At 45.6% G+C, this 15,770-nt stretch carries 14 protein-coding genes; 13 read left to right on the forward strand and 1 reads right to left on the reverse strand.

The genetic code is table 11. The features are described 5' to 3' along the window. Nucleotides 1-63: 63 nt before the first annotated feature. The gene (locus tag AAC052_RS10860; RefSeq protein ID WP_317492310.1) at nucleotides 64-2,259 is read left to right on the forward strand and encodes a sodium-translocating pyrophosphatase; all 2,196 of its coding nucleotides are present in this window, start codon (nucleotides 64-66) and stop codon (nucleotides 2,257-2,259) included. Nucleotides 2,260-2,334: 75 nt separating this feature from the next. On the opposite strand, the gene AAC052_RS10865 is transcribed toward AAC052_RS10860, so the two are convergent. After that, nucleotides 2,335-4,578 carry an ATP-binding protein gene (locus AAC052_RS10865; protein ID WP_339813170.1) on the reverse strand — a complete coding sequence of 748 codons (2,244 nt, stop codon included), beginning with the start codon at nucleotides 4,576-4,578 and terminating at the stop codon, nucleotides 2,335-2,337. A gap of 240 nt (nucleotides 4,579-4,818) precedes the next feature. Here AAC052_RS10865 and AAC052_RS10870 point away from each other — a divergent pair, with 240 nt between their 5' ends. From AAC052_RS10870 to AAC052_RS10925, 12 genes are all read left to right on the forward strand, one after another. Then, nucleotides 4,819-5,646, forward strand: a complete 828-nt coding sequence (locus AAC052_RS10870; protein WP_339813171.1) for an alpha/beta hydrolase-fold protein — start codon at nucleotides 4,819-4,821, stop codon at nucleotides 5,644-5,646. 134 nt (nucleotides 5,647-5,780) lie between these two features. After that, nucleotides 5,781-6,857, forward strand: a complete 1,077-nt coding sequence (locus tag AAC052_RS10875) for a CDP-glycerol glycerophosphotransferase family protein (protein ID WP_339813173.1) — start codon at nucleotides 5,781-5,783, stop codon at nucleotides 6,855-6,857. A 148-nt stretch (nucleotides 6,858-7,005) separates the two neighbouring features. Further along, complete coding sequence (locus AAC052_RS10880; protein ID WP_339813175.1) at nucleotides 7,006-9,474, forward strand: ligase-associated DNA damage response DEXH box helicase; 2,469 nt, start codon at nucleotides 7,006-7,008, stop codon at nucleotides 9,472-9,474. A gap of 56 nt (nucleotides 9,475-9,530) precedes the next feature. After that, nucleotides 9,531-9,950, forward strand: coding sequence for a DUF2147 domain-containing protein (locus tag AAC052_RS10885; protein ID WP_339813177.1), 420 nt, complete (start codon nucleotides 9,531-9,533; stop codon nucleotides 9,948-9,950). 7 nt (nucleotides 9,951-9,957) lie between these two features. Further along, nucleotides 9,958-10,602 (forward strand): ligase-associated DNA damage response endonuclease PdeM, encoded by a 645-nt coding sequence (gene pdeM / locus AAC052_RS10890; protein WP_317492316.1) that lies wholly within the window; start codon nucleotides 9,958-9,960, stop codon nucleotides 10,600-10,602. A gap of 96 nt (nucleotides 10,603-10,698) precedes the next feature. Continuing rightward, nucleotides 10,699-11,238, forward strand: coding sequence for a sigma-70 family RNA polymerase sigma factor (locus AAC052_RS10895; RefSeq protein ID WP_317492317.1), 540 nt, complete (start codon nucleotides 10,699-10,701; stop codon nucleotides 11,236-11,238). A 2-nt stretch (nucleotides 11,239-11,240) separates the two neighbouring features. Then, the gene (locus AAC052_RS10900) at nucleotides 11,241-12,164 is read left to right on the forward strand and encodes a hypothetical protein (protein WP_339813180.1); all 924 of its coding nucleotides are present in this window, start codon (nucleotides 11,241-11,243) and stop codon (nucleotides 12,162-12,164) included. A gap of 77 nt (nucleotides 12,165-12,241) precedes the next feature. After that, nucleotides 12,242-13,138 (forward strand): permease-like cell division protein FtsX, encoded by an 897-nt coding sequence (locus tag AAC052_RS10905; RefSeq protein WP_339813182.1) that lies wholly within the window; start codon nucleotides 12,242-12,244, stop codon nucleotides 13,136-13,138. Between the two features lie 4 nt (nucleotides 13,139-13,142). Continuing rightward, nucleotides 13,143-13,358 (forward strand): DUF3098 domain-containing protein, encoded by a 216-nt coding sequence (locus AAC052_RS10910; protein WP_317492320.1) that lies wholly within the window; start codon nucleotides 13,143-13,145, stop codon nucleotides 13,356-13,358. Then, nucleotides 13,355-14,146 (forward strand): undecaprenyl-diphosphate phosphatase, encoded by a 792-nt coding sequence (locus AAC052_RS10915; RefSeq protein ID WP_317492321.1) that lies wholly within the window; start codon nucleotides 13,355-13,357, stop codon nucleotides 14,144-14,146. The genes AAC052_RS10910 and AAC052_RS10915 overlap by 4 nt, the downstream gene beginning before the upstream one ends. Further along, nucleotides 14,143-14,844 (forward strand): tRNA pseudouridine(55) synthase TruB, encoded by a 702-nt coding sequence (gene truB, locus AAC052_RS10920; protein ID WP_339813184.1) that lies wholly within the window; start codon nucleotides 14,143-14,145, stop codon nucleotides 14,842-14,844. Before AAC052_RS10915 ends, truB begins: the two co-directional genes overlap by 4 nt. Next, complete coding sequence (locus AAC052_RS10925) at nucleotides 14,831-15,763, forward strand: bifunctional riboflavin kinase/FAD synthetase (protein WP_339813185.1); 933 nt, start codon at nucleotides 14,831-14,833, stop codon at nucleotides 15,761-15,763. Before truB ends, AAC052_RS10925 begins: the two co-directional genes overlap by 14 nt. Nucleotides 15,764-15,770: the final 7 nt, after the last annotated feature.

Below are 15,770 nucleotides of genomic sequence, written 5' to 3' on the forward strand. Positions count from 1 at the left end.
AAATGAGCCTTAACATATAATATGTTAAGGACTAACAACTTTTCATTGAACTAAAAACTGACCATGAACAGTATAGTGTATTTAGTCCCTGCTCTGGGGATTTTAGGATTGATCGTAATGATCATGAAATCGTCGTGGGTATCGAAACAAGATGCCGGTGATGACAATATGAAGGTATTGGCTGGTTACATCGCCGACGGAGCCATGGCTTTCCTGAAAGCAGAATGGAAAGTGCTTGGCTATTTCGTGGTAATTGCTGCTATTCTGCTGGCCTATTCAGGTACTCTTGTTCCTGATTCTCATCCAACCATCGCCATCGCCTTTGTAATAGGCGCCGTTCTTTCTGCATTTGCCGGCTGGGTAGGCATGAACATCGCCACAAAAGCAAATGTGAGAACCACGCAAGCCGCCAGAACCTCGCTGGCGCAAGCCTTGAAGGTCTCTTTTAACGGCGGTGCCGTTATGGGCCTTGGAGTGGCTGGGCTGGCTGTATTGGGCCTTGGCTCACTGTTCATTGTATTAGTTCAGATTTTCGTGCCAGAAGGCGCTGCGGCTACAGGCCTTGAAATGAAAACTGCCATTGAAGTGTTAGCTGGTTTTTCTTTAGGTGCCGAATCTATTGCCCTTTTCGCTCGTGTTGGTGGCGGCATATACACCAAAGCCGCTGACGTAGGCGCCGACCTTGTAGGTAAAGTTGAAGCTGGAATTCCCGAAGACGACGTTCGTAACCCGGCAACAATCGCCGACAACGTGGGCGACAACGTGGGTGACGTAGCCGGTATGGGCGCTGACCTTTTCGGGTCTTATGTGGCCACCATTCTTGCCACCATGGTATTAGGACAAGAAATCGATGCTTCTGCCGATGCTTTCGGTGGGTTCTCCCCTATTTTGCTGCCGATGATCATTGCTGGTATGGGCCTTGTTTTCTCTATAGTGGGAACATTTTTTGTCCGCATCAAAAGTGAAACTTCCAGTGTTCAGGCAGCTTTGAACATGGGCAACTGGTCATCTATCTTCCTGACTGGCGTCGGTTCTTTCTTTCTGGTAAAGTACATGCTGCCTGCCAGCCTTTCCATCCGGGGATATGAATTCACAAACATGGATGTGTTCTACGCCATCCTGCTTGGCCTTGTGGTTGGCGCATTGATGAGCATCGTGACGGAGTACTACACTGCCATGGGCAAGAAGCCTGTTAACTCTATTGTTCAGCAGTCTTCTACAGGTCATGCAACCAATATTATCGGTGGCCTTTCTGTTGGCATGGAGTCAACAGTTTTACCTATTCTGATTCTTGCAGCCGGTATTTACGGCTCGTTCTCATTTGCTGGTCTTTATGGAGTAGCCATTGCGGCTGCTGGTATGATGGCCACTACAGCCATGCAGCTTGCCATCGACGCCTTTGGCCCAATTGCGGATAATGCCGGAGGTATCGCTGAAATGAGTGGCCTTCCTAAAGAAGTTCGTGAACGCACCGACAACCTGGACGCAGTTGGTAACACTACCGCAGCAGCGGGAAAAGGTTTTGCTATCGCTTCGGCTGCCCTTACAGCACTTGCCCTCTTTGCAGCATTTGTTGGTGTAGCTGGAATCGACTCAATCGATATTTACAAAGCTGACGTGCTTGCAGGCTTGTTTGTGGGCGGAATGATCCCATTTATATTTTCCTCCCTTGCCATTGCTGCCGTGGGTCGTGCCGCTATGGACATGGTGAACGAAGTGCGTCGTCAGTTCAAGGAAATTCCTGGCATCATGGAGTACAAAGGAAAGCCAGAATATGACAAATGCGTGGCCATTTCAACCAAAGCTTCCATTCGTGAAATGATGCTTCCTGGTGCTATTGCACTGCTGACGCCGATCATCGTTGGTTTCAGCTTTGGCCCTGAAGTACTCGGGGGTACACTAGCCGGTATCACAGTTTCTGGCGTGTTGATGGGGATTTTCCAAAACAACGCCGGTGGTGCATGGGACAACGCCAAAAAGTCGTTCGAAAAGGGTGTTGAAATCAACGGCAAGATGGAGTACAAAGGCTCCGAGCCCCACAAAGCGTCAGTGACTGGCGATACAGTTGGTGATCCTTTCAAAGACACATCCGGACCGTCGATGAACATTCTTATCAAGCTTACATCTATCGTAGCGCTCATCATTGCGCCACATATTTCCGAAAAACCTCACACAGCGTCGATAGACCAGCAGCTCAATGAGCAAACTGCAAAAGAGATCAGTGTGAAAGTGGAGAAAGTACTTGAAAAGGTTAAGTAAAACCGAGCCTCGATAAAGCCGTACAAGAAAATTACATGACCCGTGCCTCTTTCTGGTGCGGGTCATTTTTTTGCCTTATTCTGAGTGCTCCCTTGGGAACTTCACCACAATAGTGGTACCCTTGCCAACTTGACTCTTCAGCACGATGGCGGCCCCCAGCCTGTCAGCTATTTTCTTCACAACATACAAACCAAGGCCGTCTCCCTGCGACAACTGACTGCCTTTAAAAAACATATCAAAGCACCTGTCCTGCACATTTTGGGGAATACCCACGCCATTATCTTCTACAGTAAGGTGTACATGATCTTTGGGGCCATTAGTAAAGCTTACAATGAGTACCGGCTCTACTTTTGAGGAAAATATCAAGGCGTTTTCTACGATATTTGCGAGCACGCTTTCTACCAGGTCTTCGCTGGCATTGAAGCCTAAATCAGGAGCAATACTTACGGTCACTTTTGTACTATAATCAGTCAACCTGTCTTGAAAACCACTCAAAACTTTCTCCACCAGCCTGGCACACGAGTCGCTGTCGAGATGAGTAAATGTTAATTCGGTGCTGGAAACATAGCTAATAGCAATTAGCTTCTTAAGCATGCTGTCCATTCCGCTAATGACCTTATCAATCAACCCGTAGAGCTCTCCTACTTTCTCGTCAGTATTTCTGTCCTCAACCAGCTGGACAATCCCTCTTAAAGTCGTCAAAGGGCGTCTCAAATCATGTGAGGCCCGGTAGAGAAAAGTGTCGAGCTCACGGTAAGCTTTTTGCAGGTTAAGGGTCTTCTCCTCAACCAACGTTTCCAGCTTTGAGTTAATCAGATTAATTTGAGCATTTACATTGCTCAGTTCCTTGTTGCGGGACTCGATAAACTTATTCTGCTCATCTACTTTAACTCGCTTTTCTTCCAGTTCCTTATTTTGCGACTTAATTTCATGCAACGCATTCTCCAACGAGGCGCCCATGCTATGAACCTGTGCTCCCAACTCACCCAAATTCTTATTCTTTGAAGCGTCGGAAAAATTAAGGTTAGCGTATTGCTGTAGTGACTTCAATGTTTCGTTGAGGTTATCGCCAACCTTTGCGCTCAGTAGCTCAAGCATATGATTAATGTCGGCCCTCAGCCTTCTTAATCTAGGGTTTGCCGCATGCTCCTTGAGTCTCACAGAAAAAACGCCATTGTTCACCTGTTCAATGAGAAACTGCATTTCCATAATCAGGGCCTGATCTTTTTCAAGATTAGCCTTGATCCTGTCGACCTCCCCATTTATCTCATGGGCCATGTCTCTCATTTCCCTGCTTCCTCTCTCCGATATCTTTTCATAACCAGTTCGGTCGCCATTCAAAAAAAGAAAGAAGTTGATTAGTCCGCTCTTCAGCATCATAAGAGGTGTTATCACCCATCGGGAAGTAATAGCCACTACCAAGACTACGCTTATAATAGCTCCTAAGATGCTCATTATTAGGTTTTTCCACAGCATATTCAGGTACGGAGCCATGAAATCTTCCTTGGGCACTTCAGCAACTACCAGCCAGTCAAATTCCGGTAAAACCCTCGTCATCAACAGAATAGTTTTTCCTTCCCTTTGAAACTCAGCGATTGACATTCTACCGCTGAGTATGTCGTCCGCCACTTTACCCAAGCCTGGCTCATTTTTAATATTTGATCCATTTGACTCAGAACTACTATACCCAATCCTGGTCGTGTCGTTATGAAGTTTGATGGTGCCACTGCGGTCGACAATGTAAAGCTGACCAATAGACTGAAGGCTATCATAGGCAATTACTGAACTAAACTTATCAAGCCGCATGGCCACATCAGCCAGCCCCAGCACATTACCGTTATCCCCAATAATCTTGTTGTTGACATAGAAAAGCAATTGCTTGTGCTTCACATATTTGTTAATGTCTATGTTGAATTCCCGAAAATTGTCACTAGTGAGGAATTTCTTAAAAAAAGGATCTGCAGCGTCGGTCAATTTTCTCCGAGGCCAATAATTTGAAATAATAACCGGGTTCTCAACTGGGATAATATGGAGGCTAACAATGTTCTCGCTCGATCCAATTTGGTTCAAATACCTTAGAATCTGTATCGTATCTGGTTGTTCGTTTACAAGCCAATCTTTAACAAATGGGCTGTTTGCCAGATATTTTGACACATGAATCGCCTCGCTGACATTCTCCATGAACCGCACAGCCGCATAGTCAACCAAGACAGGAAGCTCGTTTGAAATCACCCGTTCCGTTACCGTCTTTTTGTTTTGATAAAAAGTCCATACACTTAATATAGCACCTACTAACAAAATCAATAGTGATATCAGCACGGTTAGAATAACCTTAAGCCTTTGTTTCCTTAGGAAGGGAAAAAAATTGTAAGAAGGTTCTTTGAAAGAAGACATCTATACTTTACTGATCTGTATAACTTTAAATGTACATGTTTGTTATCGTCATTAGCAACTGACGCTGAAAAAGCCAATTCAACGGTGCTCACTCCACAAACTTTTTCGAACATTAAACTCGGAAAAATAAGTGACTTATAAAGGGAAGATGTTAATCTTGTAGTAATGAAGTATATAAAAAAACTTGTTTTTCCGTGTCTCGCATTGATTCTGGTGCTTTCCTCGTGCAAAGATGAGGAGGATAAAAAGAGCTACCTCACCTTTGACGTGTACAGCCCTGAGCTGGACGTAACCAAGACAATCTGGCTCTATCTTCCTGCCGACTACCAGACAACCGAAAAGGAATATCCGGTTGTTTACTTTCAAGATGCGCAATGGGTTTTTGAAAAACCAGAAGGCTACACACAAGAGATGCATGTGGATGAAAACCTGCGAGCGCTTGAGAAAGAGGGATTTGAAGGAGTGATTGTGGTGGGCATTCAAAGCAATGAGGAGACAAGAGCAGACGAATTTAGCCTCTATGCCAACTCTTCGTTGCGAGCGGGAGGGAAAGGCCAGCAATACCTGGACTTTATGGTTCATACGCTTAAGCCAAACATCGATAGCCTTTATAGAACGAAAGAAGACCGCTCCAACACCGCTATTATGGGTGCAAGCCTCGGAGGTCTTGCAGCGTTTTATGGGCTTACCCAGTATCCTGAGGTATTTGGAAAGGCAGCTCTTTTTTCGGCAGCTCTGCATTTCAACTCCGACTCTGTGTTGTCAAAGGCGAGCCACAAGCTCGTTATGGAAGACGCTCGGGTTTTTGGCGTTGTTGGAAAAAATGAGCTTAATAGCGAAGTGAATTTTCCGGCAGACAATGAGGCGCTTTTCAAAGCACTCACAAAATACATCCCATCTGAAAATGTAAACTTCACTATCCATGAAGATGGCGAACATAAAATTTGGTTTTGGGAAAGGGAATTTCCCAGTGCAGTACTTTTCCTGTTCTAACCCTTCGGATTTTGCTGGATAAACACGGCTAACAGTTTTACTTTCCGGGAAAAACGCCATCAAAACCTCCGTTCAAGGTTTCGATATTAAATAATTGTTGAAATTGCATAACATTTGATGCATTTTGGCGCCTCATGAAATTATCGGAGTATCTCCTCACATCCCCCTATTACCTTTTTTGGAAGGTTAAAAAACTATTTGACTCAAGTGACCCTGTCATAGATTTTTACATAGGAGAAATGATGGACTACTTCATTATGGAGCCGGTCATTAGAAAGTTTCCGCAATCCCGAATTGTTGCGAAAAACGCACACATAAAAAAGGAGCTTGAATCTCTCGGGGTAGCAGCCATATCCTGGCCGTCCTTTCCTGATGTCGTTATAATGGCCAGACATGCCATGCACGAATTCCCCATTGACAATGTGATCAAAATAGGCATGGCGCATGGTGTGTACCAGTTCAAAAAGTTCATCAAGGCTAAAAAGTACAACGTTTTTCAGCGTTTTTTTATGACCTCTCAGGAGCACAAGCTGATGGCAGAAAAAATTGGTGTAAAATGCGGGGTGGCTATAGGGTGCCCGAAACTGGACCAAGCTTTTAATGGAGAAATTGACGATACCTATCTTGAGGAACTAAGGAAGTCTTTGCATTTGGATCCAGCAAAACCCACCGTGATGTTCTCCGCCACCTGGGACAAGTCGGGCATGTCGGCTGTCCACCTATGGCATGAAAGGATAGAAGAGCTGAGCGATACCTACAATGTGATGGTGACCCTCCATCCGTTTATGAGTAAACGATACAGGGATAGCATACGTGGCAAAAAGAGCATCGTTTATATTGATAGCTACAATACTGTCCCCTACCTGATGCTGTCTGACGTTCTGGTTTCTGATACCAGTAGCATCATTGGTGAGTATTGTGCCTTCAACAAACCTATTGTCTCCTTCAAGGTAGATACAGGCGCCAGGTTAACAGAAGACATCAAGGAGCTGATAAGCTCCATTAGCATTTCCGTCCAATCATTTGATGAAGCAAAAATTGCCATTGAAGAATCGTTAAATAACGACACCCTTGGAGAGGCTCGGGAAGCAGCCAATAAGAAATTCTTTTATGCGCTCGATGGAAGAGCAGCCGACAGAGCGGCAGAAGAAATTCTAAAAGTGTTGCAAGAAAATAACCTGCACACCGGCACATCATTGGTGCAGGTTTAAGACCGGGCAACAGCCTGTTTACCAATCCAGCCGGTCCCAATTTAATTTACAATACTTTGCCGCTTGCTGTAAATAAACCTCACTTTTTTTAATAGATTCGTTTTGATAGCCAGCATTCATTTTCGACCTCACACACCGTAAAACTTCATTGGAAAACCTTATCAACGACGGAAAGCAGAGGTTTGTCAAAAAAGGCTGGAAGCCATTTGATTTTCAGGTTGATACCTGGCGGGCCTTTCTTCAGGAGAAATCCGGTTTACTCAATGCACCCACCGGAAGTGGCAAAACCTATGCGCTTTGGGTACCGTGCCTGCTTGAGTACATGAGAGAACATCCCGCCGACTATAAGAAACCCAGAAAGAACGGCTTGAGAGTCCTTTGGATCACGCCACTGCGTGCACTGGCGAGAGATATTCAACTAGCCATGGAAGGCATGTGCACCGACTTCGAAATTCCCTGGGAAATCGGCATCCGAACAGGCGACACCAGCACTTCAGATCGGGCAAAACAGAAAAGATCAGCGCCGGAATGCCTGGTCACCACACCCGAGAGTCTCCACCTACTTCTCAGCCAAAAAGAAGCTGTCAATTATTTCAAATCGCTTACCACCATCATCGTCGACGAGTGGCACGAGCTTCTGGGCACTAAAAGAGGGGTTCAAATTGAACTGGCCTTTTCCAGGCTTCGGGCCACCAACCCGGGCAACCTCAAAATATGGGGCGTGTCGGCCACCATTGGCAACCTCGATCAGGCCCGGGAGGTGCTGCTGGGGCCAACGCTATTCCAAGGCAGTGTCGCTATCAAAGCCAATATTCACAAAAAAATAGAAGTGATCTCTGTGCTGCCCGACGAGGCAGAGAAGTTCCCCTGGGGAGGGCACCTCGGTGTAAAAATGATGGACAAAGTGCTGCCAATCATCGAAAATAGCAAAACCACGCTACTTTTCACCAACACCCGCTCTCAAACAGAGATTTGGTACCAACAGATTTTGCACGCAGCCCCACACCTTTCCGGTGCCATGGCTATGCACCATGGCAGCATGGACAACAATGTGAGGAAATGGGTTGAAGAGGCTTTGCATGCAGGCAAGCTGCAATTGGTAGTCTGCACCAGCAGCCTTGACCTTGGCGTCGACTTCAGACCGGTAGATACCGTCATTCAGGTCGGAGGGCCCAAGGGTGTCGCCCGCTTCATGCAGAGAGCGGGCAGAAGTGGTCACCAGCCTGGCGCTACAAGTAAGATTTACTTTGTGCCTACCCATTCATTAGAGTTGATCGAAGGTGCCGCCCTTCGCTCAGCCATTGACAAAGACTACTATGAAAGCAGAAAACCGCTGGAAAAGTGCATGGATGTGCTGGTACAATACCTGGTAACACTTGCCGTGGGTGAGGGCTTTATACCCGACATCATTCTTAACGAAGTAAAGCAAACCTATTGCTTTAGCACCCTCAGCCAGGAAGAGTGGCAATGGGCATTGCAATTTATTACCACTGGTGGCAGCAGCCTCGGTGAATACGATGAGTTTTCGAAGGTCGAAATAATTGATGGGGTTTATCGGGTAACCGACAGGCGAAAGTCTACCATGCACAGGTTGTCCATCGGCACCATCGTTGGCGACCCATCCCTCAGGGTCAAATACCTGACGGGTGGCAATATTGGCACTGTGGAAGAAAGCTTTGCTTCGAAGCTCACAAGAGGTGATGTATTCTGGTTTGCTGGCCGCAATCTTGAATTCATCATGATCAAAGACATGACGGTGCTTGTAAGAAAAGCGAAGAAAAAACGTGGGCTGATACCCCGTTGGGGCGGTGGGAGAATGCCCCTCTCCTCTCAACTGTCCATCCTCATCCGCCAAAAATTGGAGCAAGCGGCCCTTGGCGACTTCAGCGATATAGAACTGGAAACTATCCGGCCTATCATCGAACTGCAGCAACGGTGGTCGATAGTGCCTGACGCCGGCAAGCTCCTCATCGAGAAAGTCGAAAGCCGTTTCGGGCACCACCTTTTCATTTATCCTTTCGAAGGTAGGTTTGTACACGAGGTGCTCGGAGGTCTTGTCGCCTACAGAATTGGTAAACTTGCCCCGATCTCTTTTTCCATTGCCATGAACGACTACGGTTTCGAATTGCTGACTGACGAACCAATTCCCATCGAGGAGGCACTGGAACTGGATCTCTTTTCCACCACCAATCTACTGGAAGACATTCACCACAGCATCAATGAGTCGGAAATGGCCCGCCGACGGTTTCGTGACATCGCCTCCATCGCTGGTCTTGTTTTTCATGGCTTCCCCGGAAAAACCATCTCCAATAAACACTTGCAGGCCAACTCGCAGATCATCTACAAGGTTTTTGAGGACTACGACAAGGAAAACCTACTTCTCAAGCAGGCGATGGATGAAGTGATCACCCTTCAAATGGAGCAAAGCAGACTGCTGGAGGCCGTAGACAGAATCAACTCCCAGCAAATCACCCTGATGTACCCTCCCCGGCCAAGCCCCTTTGCCTTTCCTATCATGGTAGAGTCGCTAAGGGAAAGGCTCACTACTGAAAGTATTGAGGACAGGGTGATAAAACTACAGCAACAGCTGGAGAAATTTGCCGACAGCCAGGGCTAGCAGATTGCTTATTTTTGTTCTACTTCCCTATATTTAAGCAAACATCATCACTCATTATGCGAATCCTTTTCTTTATTGCCCTTTTGCTTTGTTCCTGCCTCTCTCAGGCGCAGTCAATAACGGGCCAGTGGGTAACCATTGACGACAACACAGGCAAAAAGCGATCAATAGTGGAAATATATGAGAGCGAGGGAAAGTATTTCGGTAAAATCATTAAGCTTTTCAGGGAACCCGGTGAAGAACAAGACCCTCTGTGTGACGAATGTGAAGACTACCGAAAAGGCAAAAAAATAATAGGAATGAATATCATCACCGATATGAAAAAAGATGGAAGTGAGTTGGACGGTGGTGAGATAATGGATCCTGAAAATGGGAACATCTACAAATGTAAAATATGGAGAGAGGGCAATGAACTAAAAGTCAGAGGCTATCTCTACTTTCTCTACAGAACCCAAACGTGGCTGCCACAGGAATAAACAATACGTGAAGGATTCATTGGAGTTCACCCTGCTTGAACAATCGCTGGTACTGTCTATTCATAAATCCATCTTTTGGAAAGAGCAGGAGTGCCTGATTGTCTCCGATCTGCATCTCGGCAAGGCGGGGCACTTCCGAAAAGCAGGCATCCCCATCTCATCCAAAGTTCACGTTGAGGATCTCGACAGGCTTGATCTCCTGCTGAACACGTATCAACCAAAGCGACTGGTCATGCTGGGAGATCTTTTTCACAGCGACAAAAACAATGAGTGGGAAGCATTCACCATTTGGCGAAATCAATATGAAGCGCTGGAGGTTACCCTTACAATGGGCAATCATGACATTATTGCAACCAGCAACTACAGGAAAATCAATGTTGATGCTGTAGATGAACTTACTTTGGGCCCCTTTTTCATGAGTCACCACCCGACTGAAAACAGCTTCGGGTACAACCTTGCCGGTCACCTCCACCCCGGCATAAGCCTGCAGGGAAAGGCAAGACAGGGTGTGCGCATCCCTTGTTTTTATTTTGGCCAGAAAGGGGCTCTGTTGCCAGCATTCGGTAATTTTACAGGGTACGTTGCCATTTCCCCTGGCAAACAAGACAAAGTTTTTGCTGTAACTCCCACTTCCATCATCACCATTCAATGAAAAGCATTAATTTACATTTTATAACTTTACAATTTCTTAATATAAACCTGGGGGGTTACTTGACCAGCTATTTCAGTATTAAAGCAAAAGCCGCCAATGAAAGATGACGAGATTCTTGCAAAAATAAGCAAGGGTGACGAGACGGCTCTGGACTACTTGTACAGGAAGTATTACAGGATGATGACGAAGATCGTCTTGTCCAACAATGGTACAGAGGAAGAGGCGAAGGATGTATTTCAGGAGGCTTTGATCGTTTTTTGGCAAAAGGCTGTGAGTGGAAATCTTGTGATGACCTCCAAAATCAGTACTTTTTTGTACAGCATCTGTCTCAATCAATGGAGAAAAGAGCTGGACAGGAAAAGTCGGCTTTCAAGTGAAGAGAAAGATGGAGAGGAATTTCAAGAGCATGACGCAGAAGAAAAGGCACGTATTATCCAGGAATGCATTGGCGATCTTGGGGATATTTGCAAAAAGCTGCTAACTTATTATTATTTCGACGGTATGTCGATGAATGATATAGCAGAGAAACTTCAGTTTGCGAACACAGACACAGCAAAGACCAAAAAGTACAAATGCATGAAACGACTTGATCTGTTGATCAGAAGTAGGTATAAAGAAGAAGACTTTCTCGACTAAGAATGAGTAACACGGACTTTAAAGAACTTATTGAGCAGTACCTGACAGGAACCATCTCCGATGGCAACAAAGCTGTCCTGGAATCAAAACTTGCCTCAGATGTCTCGCTTAGAGCTGAAATGAAAACTCAGAGCGACATGGTTTCCGGTTTGAAAGAATTCCGTAAGGCCGAACTAAAGACCAGGCTGGACAATGTTCCGTTAGAAGTTGGCGTGTTGGGCACCCTTGGCCAATCCGCAGTGGTAAAAGTGGCGGCAACTGTAGGCACGGCCATCCTGCTGGTGGGGGGCATGTACTACTTTAGTGAAGAGGCTGTGAACCCTGCTCCTGAGATTGGGCAAATGAACCCAATCACTTCTGTCGAGCAAGATAAACCCGCCCCTGACATTGCACTCAAAGAGCTTCCTTCCGTTGAAACGCCGACCAAGCCCGTTGAACATAAGCAGCAGCTTGCATCCGTTACTTCAAGCTCCAGTGCAACAGCGGCTGAAGATATAGCGGATGTTGCGTTACCTGTCACCGAAGAAATTACTCCTACATTTAAAAAACCAACAGTTGCTGAGTTTGAAACTGATGAGGAGTTTGAGGTAGAAGCAGTTGGCAAAGAAGATGCTCTGGCTGAAAGTGACCCTATTGAAATTAACAAGCCAATAGATATTGAGGTCAAATCTGAGGCTGGCAACAGCAACAAGCTGCAATATCAATTCTACGAAGAAAGGCTGTACCTGTATGGCAACTTCGAGGAAATTCCTTACGAAATATTGGAGATCAATAGCAAGGACGGTAAACGGATTTACCTCTTCCATCAGGACGTTTACTACAAGCTAAGCTACCCAACCAAGAAGATTAGTACACTTGAAAAAGTTACCAACGAAGATCTTCTCAGCGAGTTGAAGATTTTCAGAGACAACAAGGCGCTTAATTAAAGCGCCTTTTTATTTCCCTTCCTGCCCTATAAGTAGCTGCAAATTACTATTTTTGGCTTTTCCCCGGTAAAGCTCAAATGGCTACATACGAGAAGAAAGTCAGAAAAAAGAAAAAACTAGGCAGCTACCCTTTCGTAAGCGTGGTATTCAGCATATCTGTTGCCTTGTTTGTCCTGGGCCTGTTCGGTGTCTTTTTCCTGCTAACAAACAACCTTACCCGCTTCATTCAGGACAATATTGAGGTGCAGGTTTACCTGAACAAAAACGTCACTGAATCAGAAAAAATACAGCTACAGAAAACGCTCGCCGATAAAGACTATGTAGCTAAAAAAGAAGGGAGCCAGGTAGTTTTAATCTCCAAAGAAGAAGCCGCCAAAGAATTTATTAAAGAAACCGGCGAAGATTTCACCCAATTCATTGGAGACAACCCACTCAGAGACTTGATTATCCTCAAGATAACTCCTGATTACCAGTCCACTGAAAAGCTCACCCAGATAAAAAGTGAATTGGAAAGCATAAGGGGAGTATTTGAGGTCGTTTATCTCGACAACCTCGTTGAAAGCATCAACAAAAACCTGACAAAGATCGGCCTGGTGCTCATTGGCTTCTCGGCTATCCTATTGCTGGTCGTTGTCATTCTGATTAACAATACTATTAAGCTGGCACTTTTCTCGCAGCGCTTCCTCATCAGAAGCATGCAACTGGTGGGTGCTACTGCCGGCTTTATTCAAAAGCCGTTTCTTATGAGAGCCACGTTCTATGGCTTGCTATCTGCAATTATTGCCAGTGCTGGGCTTTTTGTGCTTTTGAAATATGCCAATTCAAAAATCGAAAATCTGGCAGATTTGCAACGAACCGACGAGCTACTTATCCTTTTCGGCAGCCTGCTGCTGGTAGGCATGCTGGTAGGTTTCGGCAGCACTTACAGAGCTATCAACAAATATCTGAAAATGTCTTTGGACGAATTATATTGAAGAAATGAGCAACAAAGAAAAATTTCCATTCCAGAAGATAAACTACATCATCATGATTGCCGGGGTGTTAGTACTGTGCCTTGGATTTATCATCATGACACTCGATACTGAGCCTTATGGTTTCGGATTTGCCGGGTTAACGCTGGGCCCCCTTACCGTGCTCGCTGGCTTCATCATCGAATTTTTTGCGATTTTTTATCAGCCCAAAGAGAGTAAATGAACATATGGGAAGCCATTGTCCTTGGCCTAGTTCAGGGACTGACCGAGTTTTTACCGGTTAGCAGCAGCGGCCATATTGAAATCGGAACGGCCATCTTCGGCATTCAGTCTGAAGACAACCTCCTGTTCTCCATTGTAGTGCACGCAGCGACAGCATTGAGCACGGTTGTCATTTACAGAAAGGACATTCTGCAACTCATCGTAGAGTTATTTAAGTTTCAATGGAACGACTCCACCAAATTCGTTTTTCAAATAGCCTTATCCATCATTCCGGTAGGTATTGTGGGTGTTTTTTTTGAAGATCAGGTCGAATCTTTCTTTGGCGGACGAATCATGCTGGTGGGGTCTATGCTGATAGTAACAGCCGCCCTACTGGCATTCACCCACTTTAAAAAGAGCAATGAGGGAGAGCTAACTTTTCCCAAGGCATTCGTTATAGGTATCGCTCAGGCCATTGCTATCCTTCCTGGCATTTCAAGATCTGGCGCTACTATTTCCACCGGACTGCTGCTGGGTATCAAAAAAGATGTTGTAACCAGGTTCAGCTTCCTTATGGTGTTGGTACCAATCCTAGGGGCTGCTTTTCTTAAACTGCTTGATTTCTTGAAGACGCCAGAAATTGCCAGTCAGGTAAGTGCCACTGCCTTATCACTGGGTTTCCTGGCTGCATTTGTTTCAGGCATGGCCGCCTGCCAGTGGATGATTAGCATAGTAAGGAAGGGCAAACTGATCTACTTCGCTGTTTACTGCCTTATTGTAGGCCTCATTGCCATATTTGTTAGCTTGTGAAAGGAAAGAAGCGCTACGACTTTGAGGCTGGAGAGACCATCGGCATAGATAAGCCCAAAGAATGGACCTCTTTTGATGTGGTGAAGAAAGTCCGTAACACAATAAGGATAAAGAAAGTGGGCCATGCAGGAACGCTTGATCCTTTGGCGACAGGCCTGCTGATCATCTGCACGGGCAAAGCGACCAAAACCATCAATCAGATCCAGGAACAAAGAAAGAAGTACACCTGCACGCTGGTGCTGGGCAAAACCACCCCAAGCGTCGATTTGGAAACCGCTTTTGACAGTGAAACCGACACCCAACATCTGTCGGCAGACCAGATAGCAGAAGTCCTTTACAGTTTTCAAGGCGCTATTCAACAGGTACCGCCGGTCTATTCCGCCATCAAGGTGGATGGAAAAAGGGCTTACGAAAGTGCCCGAAAAAATGAAACACTTGAACTGAAAGCACGTGAAGTAACTATTTACTCGCTGCAGGTATTGAATATGAACCTTCCCGAAGTGGAGTTTGTAGTGGAATGCTCAAAGGGCACCTATATCCGAAGTCTTGTGAGAGACATAGGTGAAAAACTTGGTGTCGGCGCCTACATGTCGGCCCTTCGCAGGAACTCTATCGGTGATTATCAGGTTGAAGATGCCTTTACTATAGAAGAGTTCACCAGTATTTTTACATCAAAGCCAGGAAATGAAAGTAGTTGAGGGAATTGCAAGGCTTGATCATGATGGCTACATGGTTGTTACCGCCGGCACTTTCGATGGCGTACATGTAGGACATAAGGCAATTTTGCAACAGGTATGCGAACAAGCGAGAGTCCACAATGGAAAATCTGTTGTTATCACCTTTTGGCCTCATCCAAAATTCGTATTAGGAGACGCATCCACACTCAAACTTCTTTCGACCTGGAAAGAAAAAGAGGAGTTATTCAGGAAATCAGGCATTGATTTTCTTGTGAAGATTCCATTTACTAAGGAATTCTCGGAACTGAGCGGCGATGCCTTTATCAGACAAGTGCTGGTAGATGCGCTCGGTACCAAAAAACTCATCATTGGCTACGACCACAAGTTTGGAAAAAACCGTGAAGGAAGCTTCGAGTACCTGCAGGAAAATGCTTCTCAATACGGCTTTGAAGTCGAAGAAATACCCCGTCAGGACATTGACCATATTGGCATAAGCTCGACCAAGGTTCGCAAGGCGCTCATGGAAGGCAATATTGAACATGCCAACGAGTTTCTTGGTTATCACTATATGCTGGAAGGCGAAGTGGTGAAGGGCGACAAGATTGGGACAGGTTTGGGCTTCCCCACTGCCAATTTACACATTGAAGAAAGTTTCAAACTGATCCCCGCCGATGGCATTTATGCGGTGACGGTTGATTTCAAAGGAAAGAGCTTTGGTGGGATGCTCTACATAGGCAACAGACCCACACTACAGGCGTCACCCAAAACTATTGAGGTAAATATTTTTAACTTTGACCAGTCAATCTACGGTGAAAGAATCCGGGTGAACTTTGTGGCGCTTTTGAGAAAAGACCAACGGTTCGACAGCCTGGAAACGCTCAAACAGCAATTGATCATCGACAAAGAGCAGGCAATTAGCGTATTGAAACAGCTTAAATAATGCATTT

It is taken from the genome of uncultured Imperialibacter sp., from assembly GCF_963974565.1.
GTDB lineage: Bacteria > Bacteroidota > Bacteroidia > Cytophagales > Cyclobacteriaceae > Imperialibacter > Imperialibacter roseus.